General features: G+C 56.7%; 17 protein-coding genes. 13 read left to right on the top strand and 4 right to left on the bottom strand.

Annotated features, from left to right (window positions below; genetic code table 11):
* The first annotated feature begins 98 nt into the window (after positions 1-98).
* Entirely contained in the window at positions 99-653 is a 555-nt protein-coding gene (locus tag V0R60_RS08195) for an NADPH-dependent FMN reductase (protein WP_330079371.1), read from the top strand.
* A 68-nt stretch (positions 654-721) separates the two neighbouring features.
* On the opposite strand, the gene phnX is transcribed toward V0R60_RS08195, so the two are convergent.
* Together phnX and V0R60_RS08205 are read right to left on the bottom strand one after the other, a co-directional pair.
* Positions 722-1,549, bottom strand: a complete 828-nt coding sequence (phnX, locus tag V0R60_RS08200; RefSeq protein WP_330079372.1) for a phosphonoacetaldehyde hydrolase — start codon at positions 1,547-1,549, stop codon at positions 722-724.
* Positions 1,550-1,579: 30 nt separating this feature from the next.
* The gene (locus V0R60_RS08205; RefSeq protein ID WP_136477339.1) at positions 1,580-2,686 is read right to left on the bottom strand and encodes a 2-aminoethylphosphonate--pyruvate transaminase; all 1,107 of its coding nucleotides are present in this window, start codon (positions 2,684-2,686) and stop codon (positions 1,580-1,582) included.
* A 112-nt stretch (positions 2,687-2,798) separates the two neighbouring features.
* Between V0R60_RS08205 and V0R60_RS08210 the strand changes: the two genes are divergently transcribed.
* The 8 genes from V0R60_RS08210 to V0R60_RS08245 all read left to right on the top strand — a co-directional run bounded on the left by V0R60_RS08210 (position 2,799) and on the right by V0R60_RS08245 (position 15,042).
* Positions 2,799-3,662: a LysR substrate-binding domain-containing protein gene (locus V0R60_RS08210; protein ID WP_136477338.1), complete on the top strand. Its 864-nt coding sequence runs from the start codon at positions 2,799-2,801 to the stop codon at positions 3,660-3,662.
* Positions 3,663-3,735: 73 nt separating this feature from the next.
* Positions 3,736-4,767: an AraC family transcriptional regulator gene (locus V0R60_RS08215; protein WP_330079373.1), complete on the top strand. Its 1,032-nt coding sequence runs from the start codon at positions 3,736-3,738 to the stop codon at positions 4,765-4,767.
* A 69-nt stretch (positions 4,768-4,836) separates the two neighbouring features.
* Positions 4,837-9,345, top strand: a complete 4,509-nt coding sequence (locus V0R60_RS08220; protein ID WP_330079374.1) for an NEL-type E3 ubiquitin ligase domain-containing protein — start codon at positions 4,837-4,839, stop codon at positions 9,343-9,345.
* A gap of 130 nt (positions 9,346-9,475) precedes the next feature.
* Positions 9,476-11,128, top strand: coding sequence for an AMP-binding protein (locus tag V0R60_RS08225; protein ID WP_330079375.1), 1,653 nt, complete (start codon positions 9,476-9,478; stop codon positions 11,126-11,128).
* 11 nt (positions 11,129-11,139) lie between these two features.
* Positions 11,140-11,907 (top strand): SDR family NAD(P)-dependent oxidoreductase, encoded by a 768-nt coding sequence (locus V0R60_RS08230; RefSeq protein WP_136477334.1) that lies wholly within the window; start codon positions 11,140-11,142, stop codon positions 11,905-11,907.
* 17 nt (positions 11,908-11,924) lie between these two features.
* On the top strand, positions 11,925-13,118 hold the full coding sequence (locus V0R60_RS08235; protein WP_136477333.1) for an acetyl-CoA C-acyltransferase: 1,194 nt from the start codon (positions 11,925-11,927) through the stop codon (positions 13,116-13,118).
* A gap of 8 nt (positions 13,119-13,126) precedes the next feature.
* Positions 13,127-14,254 carry an acyl-CoA dehydrogenase gene (locus tag V0R60_RS08240; protein ID WP_136477332.1) on the top strand — a complete coding sequence of 376 codons (1,128 nt, stop codon included), beginning with the start codon at positions 13,127-13,129 and terminating at the stop codon, positions 14,252-14,254.
* Between the two features lie 14 nt (positions 14,255-14,268).
* The gene (locus V0R60_RS08245) at positions 14,269-15,042 is read left to right on the top strand and encodes an enoyl-CoA hydratase (RefSeq protein WP_136477331.1); all 774 of its coding nucleotides are present in this window, start codon (positions 14,269-14,271) and stop codon (positions 15,040-15,042) included.
* Between the two features lie 35 nt (positions 15,043-15,077).
* Here V0R60_RS08245 and V0R60_RS08250 read toward each other — a convergent pair whose 3' ends face one another.
* The gene (locus V0R60_RS08250; RefSeq protein WP_330079376.1) at positions 15,078-19,097 is read right to left on the bottom strand and encodes a dermonecrotic toxin domain-containing protein; all 4,020 of its coding nucleotides are present in this window, start codon (positions 19,095-19,097) and stop codon (positions 15,078-15,080) included.
* Between the two features lie 175 nt (positions 19,098-19,272).
* A complete protein-coding gene (locus V0R60_RS08255; RefSeq protein ID WP_330143357.1) occupies positions 19,273-19,584 on the bottom strand; it encodes a hypothetical protein in 312 nt (103 codons plus the stop codon).
* A gap of 444 nt (positions 19,585-20,028) precedes the next feature.
* Between V0R60_RS08255 and V0R60_RS08260 the strand changes: the two genes are divergently transcribed.
* The 4 genes from V0R60_RS08260 to V0R60_RS08275 all read left to right on the top strand — a co-directional run bounded on the left by V0R60_RS08260 (position 20,029) and on the right by V0R60_RS08275 (position 22,062).
* On the top strand, positions 20,029-20,433 hold the full coding sequence (locus V0R60_RS08260) for a TraR/DksA family transcriptional regulator (RefSeq protein ID WP_136477329.1): 405 nt from the start codon (positions 20,029-20,031) through the stop codon (positions 20,431-20,433).
* Positions 20,434-20,634: 201 nt separating this feature from the next.
* The gene (locus V0R60_RS08265; protein ID WP_136477328.1) at positions 20,635-20,850 is read left to right on the top strand and encodes a hypothetical protein; all 216 of its coding nucleotides are present in this window, start codon (positions 20,635-20,637) and stop codon (positions 20,848-20,850) included.
* A gap of 535 nt (positions 20,851-21,385) precedes the next feature.
* Positions 21,386-21,856, top strand: a complete 471-nt coding sequence (locus V0R60_RS08270; protein ID WP_136477326.1) for a hypothetical protein — start codon at positions 21,386-21,388, stop codon at positions 21,854-21,856.
* Positions 21,853-22,062 (top strand): hypothetical protein, encoded by a 210-nt coding sequence (locus V0R60_RS08275; RefSeq protein WP_136477325.1) that lies wholly within the window; start codon positions 21,853-21,855, stop codon positions 22,060-22,062. Before V0R60_RS08270 ends, V0R60_RS08275 begins: the two co-directional genes overlap by 4 nt.
* Position 22,063: the final 1 nt, after the last annotated feature.

Below are 22,063 nucleotides of genomic sequence, written 5' to 3' on the forward strand. Positions count from 1 at the left end.
TCAGCGGGGAAGTTTTGCCCGGTTGGAAAAAAACTTCGAGTACCGGATAGATCATCTATACCTACAAGTTCCTTTATCCTACTTGTCAGGTAATCGCCATGAGCCAGGTTTATTCGGTAGCCGTCGTAGTCGGCAGCTTGCGCAAGGAATCATTCAATCGCAAAGTTGCTCATGCACTGGCGGAGCTTGCGCCTTCGAATCTTGAGCTGAAAATAATCGAAATCGGCGACCTGGCGCTCTACAACGAAGACATCGATGTCGATCCGCCAGCGGCGTACAAGACCTTCCGCGAGCAGATTCGAGCAAGTGATGCGGTCCTGTTCGTCACCCCGGAGTACAATCGCTCGGTACCTGGGGTACTGAAGAACGCTATTGATGTGGGATCGCGACCCTATGGGCAGAGCGCCTGGAGCGGAAAGCCAGGTGCCGTGATCAGTGTGTCTCCCGGTGCTGTGGGTGGTTTTGGTGCAAACCATCACCTGCGGCAATCCCTGGTATTTCTCGATGTGCCATGCTTGCAGCAGCCGGAAGCTTATATCGGTGGGGCGGCGTCCCTGTTCGATGACAACGGCAAGCTTTCCGAGAAAACCCGGCCGTTCTTGCAGACCTTTATCGACAAGTACGCAGCCTGGGTAGAACGCCATCAGGGTTGATCAGTGCCGGGCAAGCCCACTTCCATGACATCCAAGGAAGCAGGCTTGCCCAACGTTGGTCCTGAGCCTTACACCGCTTGAGGCATCTCCCCGCGTGCCAGGCGCTTGTTGATATCGGCAATGACTTCTGGCAGCTCATTGATGGTATCGATGAGGTAGTGTGGGCGAGAGCCCGCGAACATTGCATGGATGCGCTTGCGCTCGCTGTCCAACACGTCGGAGGCCAGGGCCCGATAGCCTTCGTACGTCAGCCCCAGGGCATTACCTGAACAGACCAGTGCGACGGTCCACATACCGGCGCGGCGGCCTTCGAGGATGCCGGGAACGGTGTCGTCGACCTTGACGCAGGCTGCCACGTCATCAATACCCAGGGCGATCACGTTTGCCAGGGCTTGTGCAGGCCACGGGCGACCATTTGGGGTTTCATCGGTGGCCACCACATGATCGGCGACATAACCATTCTGAGCGGCCAGTTCGACGACCTTGTCCATCACCACTTTCGGATACCCGGAGCATGAACCGATTTTCAGGCCGTCTTTACGCAGGCCGGTGAGGGTGTCCAGAGCACCTGGGATCAGCGCTGAATGCACCGCGATTTTCTCAATCTGCAGGGGCATGAAGCGCTCGTAGATGGCGGTAACGTCGTCATCAGTAGGGGTGCGGCCAAACACCTTACGATAGCGCTCGGCAATCTGAGGCTGGTCGCACAAGGTGCGAATGTGGTCCCACTTGCCCATGCCCATCGGGCCACGGGCCTCTTCGATAGACACTTCGACGTCGAACTCGGCGAATGCTTCGACAAAAATCTGGGTTGGAGCGAAGGAGCCGAAGTCGACCACGGTGCCGGCCCAGTCCAGGATTGCCGCTTGAAGTTGCGATGGATTGCTGTAGTTCATTTGCTAGTTCCTTGAAAGAGTGTCAGCGCGTTAGATATCCAGTACTTCCATTTCCCGCAGCACTTGGGCTACAGCATTCACGGCGGCTTGCATGCCGTCCGGTCCGACCACACCGATACAGCCGACGCGGAACGTTTCCACTTGGGTCAGCTTGCCCGGATAGAGGATGAAACCTTTGGCCTTGACCCGCTCGTAGAAATCCTTGAACTGGTAGCGCGGGTCATTCGGCGCGTGGAACGTAACGATGATCGGGGCCTGGATTGCGGCGGGCAGAAAGCTGCGCAGACCGATTGCGGCCATACCATCGAGCAGAACTTTGCAATTGCTCGCATAGCGTTGGTGACGGGCGGGCAGGCCGCCCTCCTCGTTGTACTGAAGCAGGGCTTCGTGCAACGCCGCTACCACGTGGGTGGGCGGAGTGAAGCGCCACTGGCCAGTCTTGGCCATGTAGGCATGCTGGTCCTGAAGGTCCATGGCCAGGGATGGCGAATTGCCTGCCGCTGCTGCCAGAGAGGCCTTGTTGGCGAAGACGAAGCCCATGCCGGGTACGCCTTCCAGGCATTTGCCAGAGGCGGCGATCAAGGCATCGAACGGCACTTGCGCAGCATCGATTGGCAGGGCGCCAAACGAACTCATGGCATCGATGATAAGGCGCTTGCCGTGGCGAGCGATGACCTGGGCTATCTCTGGCAGCGGATTGAGGATGCCGGTACTGGTTTCGCAGTGAATCAACGCCACGTGGGTAATGGCAGGGTCGGCGGCCAACAGACGATCGACGTCGGCTGCGGTGGTTGGCTCGTCTTCAGCTGTTTCGAAGGTGCTGTAGGCGCGGCCGATGACTTTGCAGATCTTGGCCAGACGCTGGCCATAGGCACCGTTGATCAGCACCAGAACCTTCCCGTCACGAGGTACCAGCGTGCCGATTGCTGCTTCGACGGCAAAAGTGCCACTGCCTTGCAGCGGTACACAGTGATGGCTGTCGGCACCGTTGACAATGGCCAGCAGTTGTTCGCACAGGCTGGCGGTCAGCTGATTGAATTCTTGGTCCCAGGAACCCCAGTCCACCATCATCGCTTGGCGGGTGCGGGATGAAGTGGTCAAGGGACCGGGGGTCAACAGGATAGGGGCGTTGCTCATTCCGAAGTTCCTCACAAGCGGTGGGCTGAAACTACGGGGCCTAAGTTGCAATTGTGCGCATCATCAATCAAATTGTTTGTTGTTATGCCAGCCATAAGTCAGGCCGATAGATATGAATCTTTTCCAGCTCAGAGCGTTCGATGCAGTTGCCCGGGAGGGTAGTTTTACTCGCGCTGCGGCACGTTTGTTCATCAGCCAACCTGCTGTCACCGGGCACATCAAGGCGCTGGAGGAGCATTATCAGATCACCTTATTGCGTCGCACCGCTCGACGCGTAGAACTGACTGAGGAGGGTACTCGGCTGGCGGCAATCACTCGGGCGATGTTCGGTTTGGCCGAAGAAGCTCAAGCCATGCTTGAGGCCAATCGTCAGTTGCTTACCGGGCGCCTTGAAGTGGCGGCCGATGGGCCGCATCGGGTCATGCCGATGCTTGCCCAGCTACGGGCTCGCTACCCGGGAATAACCGTCAATCTGCGCTTGGGCAATGCCCAGGAGACACTGGCGGCACTGCTCAGTGAGCATGCGGATGTCGCGGTATTGACTGAGGTAGAACCTCGCAAAGGGCTGTATTTACAAAGCTTGGGTGAGTCACAGATCTGTGCCTTGTTGCCAGCAGGTCATCCTTGGGCCGTTGATCGTCACGCCCTTGCGATCAGTGAGCTGGATCGACAAATCATGGTGCTGCGCGAACCCAGCTCGATCACGCGGCGAACGTTCGATCAGGCGTGCGTACAGGCCGATGTCAGGCCGCGCGTACTCCTGGAATTGGACAGCCGCGAGGCAGTGACTGAAGCAGTGGCGGCCGAGCTTGGTATCGGCATTGTGTCGTCGGTGGAGACCAGCCATGACCCACGGGTTGTGGCTCGCTCGATTGTGGGCCCTGGGCTGGTGAATCAACACATGATCGGGTGCCTGGAGCGACGTCGTGAGCTGCGGCTGATTCAGGCATTTCTGAGCTTGGCACCGACGATATGAAGCAGCACTGGCATTTTCTGTCGGCGCCCCTAAGATGGCCGTCAAACCAGGCGGGTAAGGCGAAGTACTGCTGATGGCAGGTAAAGACACCATCTCTATGCAATTGGTGCGCGAAGCGCTGCTGCAAAGTTGCGCGCCCGGCGCGCCAAGCCAGGCCTTGCTCAATCGCATCGGTGTCGATGCAGCTTTGTTCGAGCAGGCAGATGCGCGGGTGCCGGCGCAGGCCTATGCACAGCTCTGGCGATTGTTGGCGCGGCGTTGCAACGATGAATTTTTCGGCATGGACCCACGCGGGTTGCGCAGTGGAAGCCTGGCCTTTCTCTGTCGTACGGCAATGGCTCAGCCTACCCTTGGTGCAGGCCTGGAAGCAGCCCTGACCTTCCTTTCATTGATGCTCGAAGACCTGCAGCCTGCGTTGATAAGGCAGCAAAGCCTTGCCGAGATCGTCATTGTCGAGCCGCGTGAGCAACCGCGCCGTGCCTTTACCTACTTTACTTTCTGGATGATCGTTCACGGGGTCGCCTGCTGGTTGGCCGGGCGGCGCATCCCGATCCTGGCCATTGAACTGCGCTGTGCCGAACCGTTGTTCTGTGACGATTACCGGGTAATGTTCTCGGAGAACCTGCAGTTCGATCGTCCTCGCTCGCGAATGATCATCGCCGCGGACTGCCTTGATCTTCCGCTAAAGCGCAGCGAGGAGGAACTTCAGCGCTTTCTCGCCGAGGCGCCTGGCAATATTCTGGTCAAGTACCGTGACCCAACCAGTTTGGCGCGCCGGATTCGCCAGGATCTTCGCCTGATGGACCCCGGGCAATGGCCTGATGCGGACAGACTGGCGCGTGACCTTTGCCTTTCGGCCTCAACCTTGCGTCGTCGCCTGGCAGAGGAAGGGCAGACTTATCAGGGGCTGAAGGACAGCGTGCGGCGTGAACTGGCCATCACCTGGTTGGCCGAAATTGATCTGGGGTTCGCCGAGATCGCCGAGCGTCTGGGCTTTGCCGACAGCAGCTCGTTCTACAAGGCTTTTCGCAAATGGTTCGGCTGCAACCCCGGGCACTATCGTACGGTAATCCTGCAAGGGCAGTGCGGGGCGAGGGGCGAGTGATTTCCTCCTGCAATGATCGGTATTGGCGGTGGAAGCTAGATGGTTCCGATTATCGCAAGGAAGACCATCATGACTGCAAACCAGCCTGGCGTGGACCACGCAGCCAACGCAAGGAAGATCGCCAACGCCACTGACGACTTTATTCATGAGCGCTTACCTGCCTGGCTGAGCGGCGCTTCGCCCAAGCAGATCAACGCCTTGCGCGACTGCATGCACGCGCACACGCTGAGCCAGGAGGAGCTGCACACCAGGCATTCGGCGATCATTGCTCCCGACGACTTCGCACTCAGGCGGCTACAGCCTCTGTTGCAAGGCGCCCTCAATCTTGAAGTAAACCTTCGCGAGCTTTACTGGCGTGAGGTTCGCCGTTCCTTTCAAATACCCTCTGGTATTTCGTTGCCCGTGGATGTAGTTACCTTCGAGCATCAACCGGCGCTGCAACGCCTGATGCAGAACTTCAAGCCCAGCGCGAGCTTCTACCGGGGCTCAGGTTTATCTACATCTGATCAACGGCCGGTACCCGATTCTAACCAAGCAGATTTGCTGACTGGCGAAACTGAGGTAGTCAGTCTGTTTTGTCGCGAAGAGGACATCGGGCAGGACTACCAGAGCCATCTGGACGGTATATTCGGTGCAGAGATGCAAAGCATCATGGCGCAAGACAATCGCGAAGGCTTGGCATTGGCGGCAGAGATTGCTGCGATAAAAGGTGAGATCAATCCTTCCGACCTGACGATGTTGCGTCAGCAGACGGTCGCCCCCTCGACGGATCGAAAGCCCGCCTCTCATTGGCGGGCGTTGTCATTCAAGCTATTGGGTTGCCCTGTTGATGGAGCCTTGGCGTTTGAGCAGCGCGACATGGGTAGTGTCGTGCGGCGTGTGCTGCTGTATCTGCCAGATGCGCCGCAGCGCTCTCTGTATGTTTTCGACGGTTGGGCGCAATTGAACGATGGCTTGGTCGAAGAGCTGCGCAAACCGGAGTTTGTTCTGTATTTGCGCCAGAGAATAGGGCTCAGAGCGCTGCCGGGCCTGCTCAACCTCATGACCAAGCGACTTGGCGACCCTTCACCTGATCTTGAGGCGAAGGGCGAGGTTCCTGTTACAGACCTTTTTGACAGCCTGGTGAGTGGGCAGGTACAGCGAATCAAGGACGATGCTCGCATTCTTTTGGTGCCAACCGACGATGCAGACCATGCAGCCTCTGCGCAGCGTATTGAACAGATGCAATCGACCGGAATGACCTTGCTCAACGTAGCGGGCCTGTTCGTCCCTGCCATCGGCACGCTGCTGTTGGGGCAGACAGTGGTACAGATTCTTTCAGAAACATTCGAAGGGGTGAAAGACTGGACCCTGGGGCATCGTCAGGAAGCCATTGAACATTTGTTGGGAGTTACTGAAACCATTGTGGTCGGGGTGGCTGTTGCGGCGGGAGCTAAAGTAATAGCACGGGGCTTCAAGCGCAGCAGCTATGTCGACCAGTTGGTGCCGATCAATACTGACGCCGGTAACAAACGATTGTGGTCTGAGGAACTGCAGCCTTATGTCGCCAGTGATGTGCCGGGCCAACTGCAGACTCTCGACAACGGCCTGCACACCGATGGCCAGCGTTTGTGGTGGCGGCACGACAACGCCTTGTATCAGGTTCGTCAGCATCAGGGGCGTTGGTGGTTGCAGCATCCGCTGCGCGAGGAGGCTTACGCACCGCAGTTACTGTTCAATGGTGAGCGCGGCTGGCGCCTGAGTTTCGCGCGACCCTTTGAGTGGCAAGGCAGTGCATTTCTGTTGAGCCGACTATGGCCGCAGGCCGCCGAACTCGATCCAAAGCGGATTGAGCAGATTCTTCGGGTCGCCGATGTCGATGAAGATGCATTGCGCGGTTTACTGGTGGAGAACCGGCCTCTGCCGGTGAGCCTGCGCGACACGTTGGAGCGATTCAACGTTGATGCGCGGATCGATGCGTTTTTCACAGCACTGGCTCAACCTACAGAAGACGTTGATTCGGAAATGTTCCGCTGGTGTGTAGCTCAGATTGACGCTGTTGACCTGCCTGCAACCGAACAACGTGCTGCACTGCTCGAACATTCAAGCCAGTTGCGCCAGCGCCTCTTTGAGCATTTCTCTGTACTGTACTTACCTACGGACGATGCTTTGACCTTGCTCCAGCGCGACTTTCCTGGGCTACCGGATGCTTATGCGTTGTACTTGCTGCGCGGGGCAAATGATGCTGATCGATTGCGTATGACGGAGCAACAGCGCATACCGTTGGCGCTAGCGCAGCAAGCACGTGTATTACTGCGCCATGCCAAACTGGTGCGGTTGTGTGAAGGATTGTTCTTGCGCAATAACTATCAGGCCAATTCGGTAGAGCTGGCATTCAACCTACTGCGTCGTCACACCAACTGGCCCAGCGATATCAATCTTGAGTTGCGTGAGGGGTCCGAGAATGGTCGTCGGCTTGCGGTGTTGTTTGCGCAACGTGATCAGCCCCATGTGATGGTCTGGCGGGCCGGACGCTTTTGCTTGTACGACAGTCAGGGGCGTGAGTTGGATGTGGAGATTGCAGAGCCGGCGGGTTTGCCCGAAGTCATTCTTGCGCTGCTGCCCGATGTGGAAAAACAGCGTTTAGGTTGGAATGCGAGTAATGCCAAGGAACAGATTTCTGCAGACCTGCAAGGCTGGTTGCCTGAAAAGCGGCGGGACCTTGAGCGTCTTATGGGGTGGCGCGAAGTTACACCTTGGTTCAACCCAGGGCAACGCCTGCCGGATGGGCGAACCGGGTATCTGTTAAGCGGTCGTGGCAGGGGGAGTTTCCATGCCGACAATTTGTTGCGCGCGCGTATTCGAGCACTCTATACCGGCTTCTCCGAAACTCAGGTCGAAAATTATCTCCAGGCCTTGCTGCAGCGGTCTGGCTCGCCCTTCAACAACTTACTCAGGCAGGAAAGTGAATACCAACAACTGGATGCACTGTTAGCCGGGTGGGAAAGTGATGCTGCGCATGGATCCAGGCGCTTCGCACGTCGGCACGTAGCCGAAGAACTGCGACGTTGCTGGCGATTGGAGGGCGAGATAGCGCGCAATGGTCAAGGGCAGCCGCAGGGTATGCGGCTGCGCCTGCTCAATGAGGCCGTTGGCGAGTTGCCAGAATTGCCTGCAAATGCCGACTTCAACCATGTCACCGATCTTGCGCTGGTAGGCCTGCAGTTGCAGCGGCTTCCGAGCAACTTTCTTCAGCGATTCCCAGGGCTGCGCTGGTTGAATCTTGGCAACAACGCGCTGAGCGCACTGCCAGCGGGTTTAGAGGCACTTAATCAGCTGCATGGCCTGTGGTTGAACAATAATCGCATTCGACTGACGAATGCCGACGTCGATGTTCTGGCCAACCTTCCACTTTTGCGTACCCTCAATTTGAATCGCAATTCGCTTGGCGAAGCCACATTGCATTTTCATCGGCCGTTACGTTTGACGGAATTGTATCTGAGCAACTGCGAACTGCGATCAGTACCGCAGGGTCTGACCAGATCTCCCTTTCTTGAACATGTTGACCTTCGCAACAACCAAATCGTCGACGTGCCGGAAGAGCTACTGCAAGCACCAAGAGCAATGCGTCAATCCCTGATTTTGAGGGGGAATGCGTTGCCCGATGCAATTCTTGAACGGCTTAACGCACCTGATCCGATTGTGGTCAGTCCGGAGGCTGCGAGAAGGGACGTCAGCAGGGAACAGTGGATTGATGACCTCGACCCGCAGGCACGCCAGCAACGAGCCGACACGTGGGATAGTTTGCGGGCCGAGCCCGGCAGTGACTCGCTCTTCCAGTTGATCAGCGAGCTGGAGGGCACCAGCGACTATCGCGACGAGCGAGCGGACTTGGTACGACGGGTATGGGAGGTTCTGGATATTGCCCGGCACGACACAGAATTACGTCTGGAGCTCTTTAACCTGGCAGCCAGTCCGCGCACCTGCGTAGATAGTGTGGCCTCGACTTTCAGTGCCTTGGAAGTGCGTGTGTTCGTTGCCCGCGCTTTGCAGCGAAGCACACATGACCAGGCTGGCGCCGCACGTCTCGGCGTGGCGAGGAGGTTGTTCCGCCTCAATAGGGTCGAACAGATTGCCCGGGCGGACATGAGTGCACGCCGTGCAGCCGGGCGCGGAGTCGATGAGGTCGAAATAAGCCTGGCTTATCGCAGCGGCCTTGCGCGTCGGCTCGATTTACCTGGGCAGCCCAGAACCATGCAGTTTGATTTGATCGCAGGGGTTACTGCCACACAGCTTGCTGATGCTGCACAAGCAGTGCTCGACGCTGAGGCAACCGATGCACTGGCGCGGTATGTGAGCCAACAGGATTTCTGGGTCGAATATTTGCGTCGCGAACACACAGAGCGCTTCAACGAAGTTGAACAACCGTTTTGGGACCGCCTGGAGGCATTGAGCGATGAGCAAGATATGGCTGAAGGGACTTATCTGGAACAGAGCAACCAGTTGGCCAGTGAACGTACGACAGCGTTGGAGGCGCTTGCGATGGAATTGACCCGCAAGGCTTTGGCAGCAGGGCAGGCTGGCGAAGGTAGTATTTGAGGGTAGCCTGAAGGCAAGGCCAAACCAGTCATCCAATTTGACAGCTTTGGCCATTGTCCCAAAGCCGATGCAGCGCGACTATCGTCAGATTCATGGTGCTACTCCAACAATAAGAACCAGGAGTCTGACGATGCGTGTTTACTCCGAAGCCGCCCGCGGCTTTGACTATTCCACGGTGGCCGACGCCGCCCTGCAGGGCAATCTCAATGGCCTTAATGCATGCGTCGAGTGCTGTGATCGCCATACCGGCAGTGACAAGATTGCCCTGAATTGGGAAGGGCGTGACGGCGAACAGGCTCAGATCAGTTTCGATCAGTTGCAACAACAGGCGATTCGATTTGCCAATGTCCTGCGTGCCCAGGGTGTGGGTGAGGGTGATCGGGTTGCCGGACTTCTGCCCAGAATTCCCGAGCTGCTGGTGGCCGTCTTGGCTACCTGGCGACTGGGCGCTGTCTATCAGCCCCTGTTCACGGCTTTTGGTCCAAAAGCCATTGAGCACCGGGTACATCAGTCCGACGCGCGGGTGGTGATAACCGACCACACCAATCGCAGCAAGCTCAATGATGTTGTCGATTGCCCCGCGATCATCTGTGTCAAGGCCCTGGATGGCTCTGGCGATGTAGACTTCCATCAATCGTTGAATGCCGCCAGTACGGTGCTTGAGCCGGTGCTGCTCAGTGGCGATGCGCCATTCCTGATGATGTTTACATCGGGCACTACAGGCCCGGCCAAGCCGCTGCTGGTGCCATTACGGGCTATCGTTGCGTTCCAAGGCTACATGCGTGATGCCCTCGATCTGCGCGACGACGACAGCTTCTGGAATCTGGCCGATCCAGGCTGGGCCTATGGCTTGTATTACGCTGTTACCGGCCCGTTGGCGCTGGGTCATGCCACCACTTTTTTCGATGGACCGTTCAGCGTCGAAAGCACCTGCCGGATGATCGACAAATACGCTATCAGCAATCTGGCAGGCTCGCCCACCGCCTTTCGCTTGCTGATTGCCGCTGGTGCACAGTTTTCCGCGCCGATCAAAGGCCGTCTTCGGGTGGTGAGCAGTGCGGGTGAGCCCCTCAATCCGGAAGTGATCCGCTGGTTTGCCGACGAGTTGGATGTGACCATTCACGACCATTACGGACAGACAGAGCTGGGCATGGTGCTGTGCAACCACCATGGACTGGAGCACCCGGTGCATCTGGGGTCGGCGGGGTTTGCCATTCCGGGTCACCGTATTGTCGTGCTCGACGAACACAATCAGGAATTACCGGCCGGTCAGCCGGGGATACTGGCGGTGGACCGTGAACAATCGCCGCTGTGCTGGTTTGGCGGTTATCACGGTGTACCAACCCGGTCCATTGTCGGCAAGTATTACCTCAGTGGTGACACGGTTGAGTTGAACACTGATGGCAGTATCAGCTTCGTAGGCCGCAGCGATGATGTAATCACTACGTCGGGTTATCGGGTAGGGCCTTTCGATGTCGAGAGTGCGCTGATTGAGCATCCGGCGGTCATCGAGGCTGCCGTGGTCGGTAAGCCCGACCCTGAGCGCACCGAGCTGATCAAGGCATTTGTCGTATTGGCTGCTGGCCAGGTGGCCAGTGAGGAACTGGCCGAAGCTCTGCGTCAGCACGTGCGTCAGCGCCTTTATGCCCATGCCTATCCACGGGAAATCGAATTTGTCAGCGAGCTGCCCAAGACACCGAGCGGCAAGCTGCAGCGTTTCATCCTGCGCAATCAGGAAATTGCCAAACAACAAGCCGCGTTGGTTTCCAACCCCAGCGCCTGAGGAATCTGATCATGCAGATAGCCAACAAGAACTTTATCGTCAGCGGCGCGGCATCGGGCCTGGGCGCAGCTACCGCGCAAATGCTTATCGAAGCCGGGGCACAGGTCATGCTGGTGGATCTCAACGCCGACGCCGTGCAAGCCAAGGCCCAAGCGTTGGGCGCCAAGGCACGGTTTGCCGTCGCCGATATCAGTCAGGAGGCCGCCGCCAACGCTGCAGTTGAGGCTGCTGTCACAGCGTTTGGCAGCCTGCACGGATTGGTCAATTGTGCAGGTATCGTCGGTGCCGAAAAAATCCTCGGCAAAAGTGGGCCGCATGGCCTGGAGAGTTTCAGCCGCGTCATCAACGTCAACTTGATCGGTAGCTTCAACCTGCTGCGTCTAGCCGCCGCCGCCATGGCAGAAAGCGAGGCGAACGAGGAGGGCGAGCGTGGGGTGATCATCAACACCGCATCGATTGCCGCTTACGACGGCCAGATTGGCCAGGCTGCCTACGCCGCTTCCAAAGGCGCGATTGCCAGCCTGACCTTACCGGCAGCCCGTGAACTTGCGCGCTTTGGTATCCGTGTGATGACCATTGCTCCAGGTATTTTTGAAACCCCGATGATGGCGGGCATGACTCAGGAAGTTCGCGATTCGTTGGCCGCCGGCGTGCCATTCCCACCACGTCTTGGGCGGGCGCAGGAATATGCTGCGCTGGCGCGGCACATAATCGAAAACAGCATGCTCAATGGTGAGGTCATCCGTCTCGACGGTGCCTTGCGCATGGCCGCCAAGTAATTGCAGGAGTATCCATCATGACCCTCGCCAATGATCCAATCGTAATTGTCAGCGCGGTGCGCACACCCATGGGTGGCTTGCAAGGTGACTTGAAGAGCCTGACGGCACCGCAGCTGGGGGCTGCTGCGATTCGTGCAGCGGTAGAACGCGCCGGAGTTGACGCTGACAGCGTTGAGCAAGTGTTGTTCGGTTGTGTCTTGCCAGCAGGCTTGGGGCAGGCACCTGCGCGTCAAGCGGCGCTTGGCGCCGGGCTGAACAAGTCGACCACGTGCACCACCTTGAACAAGATGTGTGGCTCGGGTATGCAGGCTGCGATCATTGCTCATGACTTGCTTCTTGCCGGCAGCGCCGATGTCGTCGTGGCAGGGGGTATGGAAAGCATGTCCAACGCACCTTACCTGTTGGAAAAGGCGCGCAGTGGCTATCGCATGGGGCATGGCAAGATCATCGACCACATGTTCTTCGACGGTCTGGAAGATGCCTACGACAAGGGCCGTCTGATGGGTACGTTCGCTGAGGATTGCGCCCAGGACAACGGCTTTACACGACAGCAACAAGATGACTTTGCCATCGCTTCGCTGACGCGCGCGCAGTTGGCAATCAAGGACGGTAGTTTTGCCAGCGAGATCGTCCCGGTGCAGGTGACAGAAGGCAAAGTCCAACGCTTGATCAGTGATGATGAGCAGCCACCAAAGGCACGGCTGGACAAAATTCCTCAGCTCAAGCCAGCCTTCCGTGAAGGCGGTACGGTGACTGCGGCCAACTCCAGTTCGATTTCCGACGGCGCCGCGGCACTGGTGTTGATGCGCCGCTCCCAGGCACAAAAGCAGGGTCTGAAACCGCTGGCGGTGATCCACGGTCATGCGGCCTTTGCCGATACTCCGGCGCTGTTTCCAACCGCACCTATTGGCGCCATCGACAAGCTGATCAAGCGTACCGGGTGGAACCTGGGCGAAGTCGATCTGTTTGAAATCAACGAGGCTTTCGCCGTTGTCACGCTGGCCGCGATGAAACATCTGGACCTGCCGTCCGACAAGGTCAACGTGCACGGCGGTGCCTGCGCGTTGGGCCATCCAATCGGGGCTTCGGGCGCACGTATCCTCGTGACCTTGCTCGCTGCCCTGCGCCAGAAAGGCTTGCGTCGTGGTATCGCGGCCATCTGTATCGGCGGCGGTGAAGCCACAGCCATGGCCGTCGAGTGTCTGTACTGAGGTGCACCATGTTAGTAAATGACGAACAACAGCAAATCAGCGACGCCGTCCGCCAGTTCGCCCAAGAGCGTTTGCGGCCATTTGCCGAGCAGTGGGATCGGGAACATCGTTTTCCCAGTGAAGCAATCGAAGAGATGGCCCAACTGGGCCTGTTTGGCATGTTGGTGCCGGAACAGTGGGGTGGCAGCGATACTGGCTATGTTGCCTACGCCATGGCCCTTGAGGAAATTGCCGCGGGTGATGGCGCTTGCTCCACCATCATGAGCGTGCACAACTCGGTGGGTTGCGTGCCGATCCTCAAGTTCGGCAATGAACAGCAGAAACAACAGTTCCTGGTGCCTTTGGCCAGTGGCGCGATGCTTGGTGCATTTGCACTGACCGAGCCACAGGCCGGCTCCGATGCTAGCAGTCTGAAAACCCGTGCTCGCCGAGACGGGGATCACTATGTGCTCAATGGCTGCAAGCAATTCATCACTTCTGGGCAGAACGCCGGCATTGTGATCGTGTTTGCGGTGACCGATCCCGAGGCAGGCAAGCGCGGCATAAGCGCCTTTATCGTACCGACCGACTTACCGGGTTATGAAGTCGCCCGGGTAGAAGATAAGCTCGGCCAGCATGCTTCGGATACCTGCCAGATCGTTTTCGACAACGTTCGTGTGCCGCTGGCCAATCGCCTTGGCGAGGAGGGCGAAGGTTACAAGATCGCGTTGGCCAACCTTGAAGGCGGGCGTATCGGTATCGCCTCGCAATCTGTAGGCATGGCCCGTGCTGCATTCGAGGTGGCGCGTGACTATGCTCGCGAGCGCGAGAGTTTCGGAAAATCCTTGATCGAGCACCAGGCCGTGGCGTTTCGCCTGGCAGACATGGCGACCAATATCGCCGTTGCCCGGCAAATGGTGCAGCACGCGGCTGCTCTGCGAGATGCGGGGCGTCCGGCGCTGGTCGAAGCATCGATGGCCAAGCTATTTGCCTCGGAAATGGCAGAAAAGGTCTGCTCGCAAGCCTTGCAGACCCTCGGCGGTTATGGCTATCTGAGTGACTTTCCGCTGGAGCGGATCTACCGCGATGTGCGGGTCTGTCAGATCTACGAAGGCACCAGCGATATTCAGCGCATGGTTATTGCGCGTAATCTTTGAAGGGAGCAGTTTGCATGTCATTTGAAACCATTCTGTTGGACATCCACGGCAAGGTTGGCCTGATTACCCTCAATCGCCCGCAGGCGCTCAACGCCCTGAACGCGCAGATCGTCGGTGAGATCAACAAGGCGTTGGACCAGCTCGAAGCTGACCCGAATATTGGTTGCGTGGTGCTGACGGGGTCAGCCAAGGCCTTTGCTGCCGGCGCGGACATCAAGGAGATGGCCGACCTGCGTTATCCGCAGATTTATGTTGATGACCTCTTCAGCGATGCCGATCGTATCGCCAACCGGCGTAAACCGATCATTGCTGCGGTCTCGGGCTTCGCCTTGGGTGGCGGTTGCGAGCTGGCGATGATGTGCGACTTCATTCTGGCTGCCGACAATGCCAAGTTTGGCCAGCCAGAAATCAATCTCGGCGTGTTGCCGGGCATGGGCGGTACCCAGCGTTTGACCCGTGCCGTTGGCAAGGCCAAGGCAATGGAGTTGTGCTTGAGTGGTCGTCTGATGGGTGCCGAAGAAGCCGAGCGCGCAGGCCTTGTAGCTCGAGTGGTCGCTCAGGACGAGCTGCTTGAGGAGGCGTTGAAGGTGGCAGCGTCGATCGCCAGCAAGTCGATTCCGATTAGCATGATGGTCAAGGAAAGTGTCAATCGGGCTTTCGAGGTTACCTTGAGTGAAGGGGTACGTTTCGAACGCCGGGTTTTCCATGCCGCCTTTGCCACCGAAGATCAGAAGGAAGGGATGGCTGCATTCGTCGCCAAGCGCGAGGCGCAGTTCAAGGATTGCTAGTAAACGGCGCTGCTTGGCAGCGCCGTGGTACCTGGTTAGACAGCGAAGAAGTATCTCTTCGCTGCTATGGTGCTAATGGGGGCTCGATGAACTTCGGTGGTTTGACCTGTCAGTGGGTCAACCGCCGTTCGTCCACGCAGGTAGCGCTGGGCGACGGTTTTCAAGTGCCCTGCGACAAAATCCAGCTTAGGCGTGGCGTGGCCTAAATAATGAAAGTGCGCAAACCAGATGGGACGACCGTTGTGGCGTATTTCGTACTCGTCGAAGTAGTCGTCCAGCCGACCCTTCACTTTGGGTAACAGTTTTCGAGCTCCGGTAAGCTTGATCTCTACCTCATTGTGCTCGATCAAATACTGCAATTCTCCCATCCGCGGCGCCTGCCTCAATGCGGCATTGATTCGCAACGTGCGCGCTTGCTCTTTAAGGATGCGCGCCTGATTGTCCAAGGTCGCCATTGCCTCTTGGGCCTTCCCATCGCTTGTGCCAGGGGCATCGCTCAGACGGCGGCGCAGGGTATCACGCAGCGCTTCGACTCGCTGGCGCTGTTGCGCAAGCATGTCTTCTATGTCAGCGGGGAGGTAATCCATGGCTGCACGGGATTCGAAAAATTTCAGGTCTTTATTGCTGTCCTGGATCAGCGACGTACTTTTCTTGATCAATTGCGACAGGCTTTGTTGGCTCGGAGCGGATGGGGTGAGGGGCGCCGGAGTTTCGGTGAGTTCCTCCCAGCTGTTTTGCCCTTTACGGTACGTCGCGATGGGTTGTACATCATCCGCATCAAAGATATCGACGAGCTCATCGTTTCCAGGTCGAAGCTTGCCAAGGAGCAATCCTTGGTCGTGGGTTTCAATCAGACCGGGCGTCTGGCGTTGCAGTTGCTCGATCGTCAACGTTGGTGGGTAGTCGGTGAGGGCAGACTTTATATTTCGAGTTGCAAACGCCAGATCCTTGCGGATCGCTTCGATAATCTTCTGTTGATTGGCATCACCAGGTTCTGCCGCGAAGTTATCCAGGCGTCGAAGAGCACCGGCAAGGATGCTGTCCATGTCGCTCAGCAACCGAGCCTTCAAATCTTCACTGGCGTTTGTCAATTGGTACAACCGCATGCGCTGGGACTTGAGAAGGTGCAAGTTGTTCCACAGGCGCCTGAGCAACATGTCTGAGCGCGGGTCCAGATTGGGTTTGAGTATTAGCTTTTGATAGTTGTTTTCAAGACGTAATAGGTGAGCAAAGAACACGACCTTTTCCGGGCTTTGAGTCAGGAGGCTGTCAGCCTTTTGATTCAGTAGCCGAATTTCGGGTTTGTAGCGGGTGTCCAGTTGTTGCAGTTGCTCGCGGCTCAAAGGTAGCTTTTCGCTCACGACAACCAGTTCGTCCAATTGCGGAGTGATGTCGTCAAGGATCTGTGTAGCGTGTTGCCAGCTTTCACCTGGAACAAGCTCGGTGCCTGCAGCGGTTGCAGCACGGAGTTCATCAGAGATCAGTTGGTAATACTCCGCTATTTTCTCCTTGCGCAATGTGATTCTCGCAATCAAGGCTTCCTTCAGCGCTGACTGAACGAATAATTTTTGAAATAGGGCGAAACACAGGGTGGATTTGTAATCTACTAGTGGCGCCACCTCGTTGCAGGCCTTGATCGTGTTTATGCGCTCATCCCAGAAGGCTTCCAACGTATACAGTTTCTCGGTAGCTCCCTTGAGTATCGTCAGCTCTTTGAACTTTTCGACCACGGAGAACAGCTTCTCAAGCTCTTGCAAGTGCTTTGGGACATGCGCGAGTTGCGCCTCATAGGTGGCGCGCAATGCTTCTTGGCGTTTCTCTGTCTCGGCTTTGCGTTGAGCGATGCGGCTGTTACGCGGCATGCCGCCACGCAGGCGCAAGCCGAGATCAAGCTGCCAGTTCCCTTGGGTATCTCTCTGCAACCAGGGGCCGAGTGTGCCGGAGTTATCTTCTGCGATTATGCGAGGCTGGCCACTTTGCAAGTCGAGTTGCACCCTATAAATATGATCACCCAGGCGGGCCCAAACCTGATTGTTGTAGTCGTAGAGTCCACGGTGAGCACCACTGCTCATTGGCATTCCCATGGTTGCCGGTGATTGCCTGGCTTGTAGCTGCTGCAGTACCAGGCGCTGAGCCTCGCTGAGTTGTTGGTTGGGGTGAGACCAGCTGTAGTCCAGTTCGAGGAAGTTCGCAGGGCTTGGCTGCACGGTGGGCGGGGTTGGGATTTCGTCCGATTGAGGCTTTTGCGAGCGCAGGCTGAGAGGTTGCTGCGCATGGCTCAATAGCAGCACTGCAAGACTGAATAGAAGATTTGACAAGGCGACGTGACGGCTTGGCTGGTCACTTTTTTCAGTCGATTTCACATAGGCGATCAAGGCCATATTTATTTGTACTAGCCAGGTTGCGCGCGTCAGCGTGGGGCCGGCCAACGGCAGAATGGAGTTGAACAACAGCCAGCCAAGCTCTTTCCAGCGCGCCCAATGAGACTCGCTGGTGGTACTGGAACGTGCCTTGAAATGGGTAATGCTTTCCTCGACGCAGGCGAGATAAAGCTCAGGGATAAAATCTGTCAACGGTGTTTGTACCGCCAGCCGTACCGGTGCTGGTGCGCCGAATGGGACAGAAAAGGAATCCTCCACCGAGAAGGGCAGGTGCGGCTCTTGGAAACCACCATGGTCATAGATGCTTTGACGCTCGGCAGGCAGGCGTTGGAGGATATCTTCTTGGAGTTTCCCAGGGGTACTGATAGCCGCAAGCAGTGCCAGGCGATCAATGAATTCCTGAAGCGGTTTGGCGTGCAAGGGGCGGTACAGCACGCAGGGACCGGAGGTGGCGCCGGCAGGCTCCAGTAGCCAGGTATTGTAAGGTTGGTCGGGCGCTGCGCCAGGTTCGCTGACAAAGCCCAATGGTCGCAACTCCCAATGGATGCCCGAGTTCCTGATGCTGTGCTGAAAAATTTGGCAAATACCGTCGACGGCCGCGATGCTCAAGTGGTTGCCATTGAGATGCAGCTCCATCGCCAGGGCAGGAATTTGCGTGGCCAATTGAGCCGCCAGTAATCCCTGGCGTTGCGTACGTTGGTACTGATCTTCTAACAATTTGTCGCGCAACATTTGGGGGTAGAGGGTGCCGATATCGAGCTCACTCACCACCGTGCGTAAATAGTCGATCGTCATCCATTCGGGCAAAGGATTTCCGGAGTGTGTCTTGAGCTCGATTTGCCCAGGCTTGAGCAGGTTCAGATTGCCTATCGCCAATTGTGCCAGGGAGAAATGGACAGGGCTGATGCTGCCCTCGGTTACCAAGCTGTCCTGACCGGGGATAGCGACAGCGTCGACCTGATAATTGACGACTTCGATGTCCCAGGGTTGCAGAGTGCTGTCCGGATGTTCAGCAAGCAGGTACGCATTGAGCTTCTTGTTGGCAAAGTGCTCGGCGTCATCTACGCCATCGAGCCAGAACTCACCATTGGCTTCGATATAACTTTGAGCTACGCCCGCAATCATCGAGCCATACCGCGTGAGTAACGCGCTGTCGGCATTTTGCAGCCATTGTGGTAACTGCTTTATCAGCTGTTGGCGGTGCAGTTGCTCGCTGCTGTTGCACAGTTCAATCATTGATGTCAGGCGGTCTACATCAAGGCTTAATTGCGCGGCATCGAACTGCGAGCGGCAGGTGTTGGCAAGTGAGTCGATAACCCGCAGTTGTTGGTCTATCAAGCCGCAAGCCTGCTTTTCGAACACGTGTTCCGATTCCGGCTCCAGATGATACTGCGGCTTCCATTCAGAGAGCTGCGGCCACAGTTCGGTGATTTTCTCGAGCACGGCATAGCGTGAAGAGAACGGGATAACCTGTCCGGTGAGGGTATAGAGCAGGCACGAGGTGTGTTCACTGGCATCGGCATTGGGTTCAATCAACACGGCGCTCGCCAGATCAGCGTCAAGCTTGCAACCTCTGGAAAGGTCGAGGGTCAGTAACGAGACTTTCGGCTGGGCAAGGTCAGCATGTCGCTCGTGAGCGTCAGGCGAGGTATGCAGTTTGACCAGGCTAGCCATATGGGTTGTGTCGGGGGTGAGTGCGCGCACCTTGGCATTGGCATCTATAGCGTCTTGAAATTGATTCGCAAGGTACTGTGCATACCATTGCCAAGGGGTCTGCTGCGAGTCGTCTGCCCTGTTCCAGTAGTTGACCAGATGTTGCTTGTAAATCTCTATCAGGAGCGGTCCGCAATCATTGATCGAGCAGCTCGAGCCGATGCAGATCTATTTCCAGGCCCCATTCGTTTTGAGGGTCCTCGATGACCAGATCCTGTTTGTCATCGAGGTTAAGGGTTGTACGTTTGCAGTAGCGCTCCAGCAGAACTGCGCGCAGGGGACGTACGAATTGCTTTCGGGAAAATGAAGCCTTGCTGGAAACGTAGAGTTTGAGTGGATCGTGATGACTGATGTTGCGACACTGCCATTGCTCGACCAGTATTTGCCCGGCAACGTCTAGCAGCGCCGGACGTTCGCTGAACGTGCGAGTCAATTGACATGCGAACATGCTCGACTGTGTCAGATCCTGGGATATAGAAGTCATCTTGGCGGGTGCTCTGTAGGGGGAGAGCGACAATCAAACGCCTTGAGTACACTCGGTGTGCGGTAGCTAATTAACACCATTCAGCCGTTGTCCGCCGCCCTTTACGGGGGATGAATGAGCGTGACGTGCAGGCCAATTGTTTCTGTATGTTTAGTCGTTACGCGGGGTGGCGATGCAAAGCGTGCGACTTTTAGAGGCGCTAGAGGCGATCAATGCAGCCGATTGGCGGAATCCAAGCCGATTCGGTCGTCTGCGATGTCATTTTTGTTGCCCAGTACGACGTGGCGCCTTAGACTGCCGCCCCTCGAAATAGAGTGCCGAAGGGTGCTTGAAGACTTCCGCTGTCGGCGAACTGTCGGCGATGGCAATCCAATCGCTTAAATGCACGTTATTTTCATAGAGAATTCGATGACCAAGGATAAGTTGCTGGCCATGCCGGCCGATGACTACATGAACGCCGAGCAACATGCGTTCTTCACCGAGTTGCTGCAGTCGATGAAAATCGAGACCCAAGAGCGCATCGAGCAGAGCCGCATTGCTATCGAGAGCCTGGATACTCCAGCTGATCCGGCAGATGCAGCCTCTGTCGAGGAAGAGCGTACTTGGTTGGTCAACGCGATTGACCGCGACCAGCGCCTTCTGCCACAGCTGGAAATGGCCCTGGAGCGAATCCGGGATGACAGCTTTGGTTGGTGCGACGACAGCGGTGAGCCGATCGGCCTCAAGCGCTTGTTGATCAGCCCGACTACCAAGTACTGCATCGAAGCTCAAGAGCGTCACGAGCAGATCGACAAGCATCAGCGACAAGCCTGATCGGCTCAGCGTACAAGGCCTCGCAGAGTAATCTTCGGGGCCTTGATGTTTTTGCCAGCGTCACCTTGGTTGCGCATTGGCCGGGGAAAGCTTTGTTGCTACTGATGTAATACAGCTATACCGGCAATAGCTTTTTCCGCCGACGTTGCGGGAGTATGATGGTCATATCGTTAGGTTGCTAACTAAATTCCGGAGGGAATGATGAATAGCCGAGTCGATGTCGCCGTCATGATAGGCAGTGGTGTACCTGCGTCCTTGCAAGTGCTTGGCAGGCGTGCGTGTTGGGTGGTGTTGGTAAACGGAGAACGCCGAGGCACGGCATTCGCTACGCGTGCTGAGGCGGTAGAGTGCCAGGTGGCATGGTTGGATCGATTGCAGGGTAATCAGCGGCCTGGGAAAGCTCGCCAGGCCGTTTGAAATGATTTCAGCGTTCAAGTGTGCGAGCCAGTTCGCATGCATCTACATGACGGCAGCGGAAGCCTTTTACCTGACCAGTCGCATGCTCGGTGATATGAAAGAAATTGACTCCGGCAGGTACCACGATGTGGCGCGTGCCAGATTGGGTTGAACTCAGGCAGTTATCGAAATAAGAATTGCAGACTGCCTCTCGACGAATTTCAGTGTTTTCGTGCATATTCCTTCCTTGTAATATGTAGATAAGATTCTGAGAGCCATTCTGTCGAAGGGCTTGGACCTATCTATCGCATTTTCCTGGCAGTTTTGATGTCAGAAAGTACATTTCCGATGACGGAAATTTGCTGAATGTCTGTCGTGAGGCCTTGGCTGGCGCACAGGGATGAACCTTCCTGCAAGTTGCAATGCTCGCCCGCACAGACGCTTCGCGCATTTGCCCAGTAGTCTTTCAGACTTCGACATTGAAGTGTCGCCACCTCTTTTTGATGACTTGATTGTCTTGTGGTGACGACGTGTAACCGTTTTGAGGAATTCTTCATTGGCAGTCAGTAATTTGGATATGCACGCCCTGTTTGTATTGGGCGATCTTCGGGCCAAGCTGGTCAAACAGTTCCAATCGCGATTTGTCTACGTCACCGAACAGAACGCGGAAGGCCTGTACATGGCCGAAATCGACACAGAGTCCGCGCTTGTTGTTGATGACAAGCCAAGGCTGGAACTCAAGGTCGGTGATCATTTTCGTGCTGCGGTGCTGCCCAGTCGTGAAGGTGGCAAAATGGAAGTTCGATTTCGAGACATCAAGCTTACTGTCTATGGGCTAGGCGACTATGCATTTGTCTCTGTACCTGACGGCGAGGGCATCGTCCTGCGGGAAGGCCAGGGGGTGGTGATGATTTTTGCCGCTCATCAGCAGATACAGGAAGGCCTGGGGAAAATTCTCAAGGCGGCCACTGGCAAAGTTGCCAAATGGCGAAAGGGCGAGTTGGCTACCTTCAAGGCCAGCGAGTGAAAGGCGCGGCTGATTCATCGCAGGGGCGTGCAGACTTTCACGCGCGTTACCAAGCCCAGGCGCGTGAGCAAGCCGAACAGTGGCTTGCGCAACGTAGCCGATTGCAGGGTGCCTGGTTCGATTGGGTAGCTGGCCAACTGTATCAACTTAGTCCTGCCGAGTACGCAGCAATGGTTCGCCGCGAGCTGCAAGCACTTAGCAGCTGAA

The sequence above is a fragment of the Pseudomonas auratipiscis genome, from assembly GCF_036324085.1.
Lineage (GTDB): Bacteria > Pseudomonadota > Gammaproteobacteria > Pseudomonadales > Pseudomonadaceae > Aquipseudomonas > Aquipseudomonas auratipiscis.